This is a genomic window from Streptomyces sp. NPDC059668 (genome assembly GCF_042734135.1).
Classification (GTDB): Bacteria; Actinomycetota; Actinomycetes; order Streptomycetales; family Streptomycetaceae; genus Streptomyces.
On record NZ_JBHWEL010000148.1, the window covers coordinates 1,728 to 4,412 of the forward strand.

Below are 2,685 nucleotides of genomic sequence, written 5' to 3' on the forward strand. Positions count from 1 at the left end.
GTTTGATTCCATTTCAAACGTTCAGAATCCGAGACGTGAGGTTTAGCATTTGCGATATGGTTCTTCAGGTTTGTTTCTGATGTCGTCACCCTGTCACTCATACCGTCCCACTTGGTACGGTCTTCAGACGATACGTGTTTGGTCGTGTCCTTTACATGAGCGTCCAAGACTCGGCCGAATGAATCAACGTCAGCCTTCATACTTTGAATTTGTTGGTCAGTTGCACCAGTTGACCCACCGTCCGCGGTATCCTCTAACGCTTGGACTTTTTGCTGAAGCGTCAGAATATCGTTCTTTATCTCATCTGACACGTCCATATGGTCAACGGTGTCCTGAAGCTTTGCCATCTTGTCTTTTAAATCTGAAATACTTGTTTTGACGCCTGTATCATCATAGGGCGGCGTCCGCCTTGACCCGAGTTCAATCAATTAGGACACCTCCACGATTGTGACGACTGTCTCAGTATCAGCGACTAGGTACACGTCAGGGCTTTGGCTATGAACCTTAAATGTTAGCGGGCTGTCGTTAGACGTGAGCGGCGCACCTGTAGTCGTCTCGACACCCTGCTTACCCCAATAAATGACACCCGAGTTAGGCGGGTAGATCGTCAACTCTCGGCGGTTTGTCAGTTTGCTAGAACCTGACTTTGCCATTACAGGCGTGACGCCTACACTCACCCCACCAACCCTAAAGTCATTCATTCCGGCTTCCCGAGTTGGTACAGGTTGTGTCGCCGGGATAGAAGACCCGCCGAGTGTGACAGGCTTATCTATCTCAACACTCCCAATATGCTTGTCGCCTGCCGCAAGCGGCGGTAACGCTGATATATCTACGGTTCCTGTCATCTGCCCAAGCTGAACGGTGTCAATGGACTGTGGTATAGATGACGCTGTAAATTTCTCAATCCAAGATTCGACCCGGACTTTTTCGGGCTGCACGATCGCGGCGTCAAGGTAGATTGTGTGATAGCCGAGCGGTCGCGCCAAAAGCTTTGTTGACCCCGGCGCTACGGCTAAAAGATAATTGTTAGGCGACACGCTCGGGCGCTCGTGTACGTACACGATCTGACTTGTGTTATTTGTTATGGCTGAATGGTTCGGCTTTGTGTCGTCAAAATAAACCGTTGTAATGTCGCCCGGTAGCATGGTGACGGTCTGTTCACGCCATGTACTCTTTTTATGGTCATCCCCCGGCTGTTTGACTAGTTCCGGCATTCTTGTTCACTCCTTTTGCTATTGTAGCGGCTTTCTTGATGTGGTTTGACGCGCTGCGTCCTTTCTTAATGGCTTTGGCTCCCTTAGAAACAGATTTGACAGCACGACCACCCGGAACAAAATCCATTGCGGTGGATGCTGTACCTTTCGCAACGTCTCCGACTGCTGGGAAGGCTTTCATAAAGAACACGATTGCAATGATAGCAAGCCCGAGAATAAGAGACCATCTGAACACGCCGAACATGATATTTGATAAATATGATTTGTCGTCAGTGCCTGAAGATGAAGAATCCCCACCTGTCGCCCCGGCTCCTGACGTTCCTTTGAATGTAATGTCCTTATCATCGTACTGGTGAAGGTTGTTACTGCTGATAATGCCGAGAAGCTTATTTACATAGTTAGGGTCTGTTGCATACCCTCCAGCTTTGATTCCCTTCGCATAGTCCTCAACGCTTTTTGCGTTCTTCAGCTTTGACGCATAACGCGGCTTGGATAATAGTTCCGCGTGGGCGCGTATGGAATCTTGATAGCTGTTGTACTTTGCAAAGCCATCCTTCACGTGATAGGTCTTACCGTTATATACTTCGGTCGTACCCATCGTGGCACTTCCTGCTGTACCTCTTCCCTTTATTCCAAATAGGTTCTTAGAGTAGTAGGCAAGCCCGGACAATCCGCCCGGGTTTGAACCGCCTGATTCTAACATGATTTGACCCAGTATGATGGATGCAGGGATGCCAGTTTCTTTCTGTATGGCTTGCGCGTCTTTGATAAACGGCTTTATATTTACGCCCATACTTCCACCTACTTTGTCAGGATTTTGATTTTCTGACCCGGTTTAATTTTGTTCGGGTCTTTGAGTTTGTTAAACTTGGCTGTTTCCATATACGCGGCTTTTGTACCACCCTTACCATATTTCTGCGTCAATTCTGACAACGTGTCACCTTTTTTCACCGTCACCGTTTTGTATTTTGGTGTAGACGGTTTTTTCGCTGGCGATGGCTTTTTAGCCGGGGTTGACGGTTTTTTAGCAGGTGTTGTCGTTTTGGCAGGTGTTGACGGTTTCGCGTTCTTCAGCTTTTCCAGTTCTTTATGAAGCTGGTCATTTTCTGTTTCCAAGTTGCTGTATTTCTTCGCTTGATCGGCAAGCTGTTTTGAAATGCTGTCCTTTACTTGGTCAACATACGTTTTGTTTTCCTTGCCAATATCGGTAATGGTGTCGATTACATCTGACTTAAATGATTCTTGGTTCTGCCCCAATTCATTTGCAAAGTTGTTTAAGGCTGTATCAACGCTACCTTCAATGAGAGATTGATTGTTTTGTAGCTGTGCCTGAACCAAGCTTGAATTCATAGGATTGCCATCCAAGTAATCACCCTCTAATGCTTCAGAAGTCACGTACTGTTCTTCCTCAGCAGGACGCCCACGCGTCACAAGGGAGACTAATAGAAAGACCCCAATTGAAACCGAACCG

The 2,685-nt window shown here is 47.3% G+C and carries 4 protein-coding genes; all 4 read right to left on the reverse strand.

Going from position 1 to position 2,685, the window contains the following annotated elements:
• On the reverse strand, positions 1–428 hold a 428-nt coding region (locus tag ACFV2J_RS42400; RefSeq protein ID WP_385443821.1), incomplete at its 3' end, for a hypothetical protein.
• Positions 429–1,214 (reverse strand): hypothetical protein, encoded by a 786-nt coding sequence (locus ACFV2J_RS42405; protein ID WP_376642735.1) that lies wholly within the window; start codon positions 1,212–1,214, stop codon positions 429–431.
• On the reverse strand, positions 1,183–2,007 hold the full coding sequence (locus tag ACFV2J_RS42410; RefSeq protein WP_376642737.1) for a glycoside hydrolase family 73 protein: 825 nt from the start codon (positions 2,005–2,007) through the stop codon (positions 1,183–1,185). The genes ACFV2J_RS42405 and ACFV2J_RS42410 overlap by 32 nt, the downstream gene beginning before the upstream one ends.
• Before the next feature lie 8 nt (positions 2,008–2,015).
• Positions 2,016–2,685, reverse strand: a 670-nt coding sequence (locus ACFV2J_RS42415; protein WP_385443824.1) for a LysM peptidoglycan-binding domain-containing protein, incomplete at its 5' end; no start/stop codon positions are given.

Coding starts and splice junctions, on each gene's coding strand:
- ACFV2J_RS42405 (WP_376642735.1), bottom strand. CDS start 1,214: ATGCCGGAACTAGTCAAACAGCCGGGGGATGACCATAAAAAGAGTACA.
- ACFV2J_RS42410 (WP_376642737.1), bottom strand. CDS start 2,007: ATGGGCGTAAATATAAAGCCGTTTATCAAAGACGCGCAAGCCATACAG.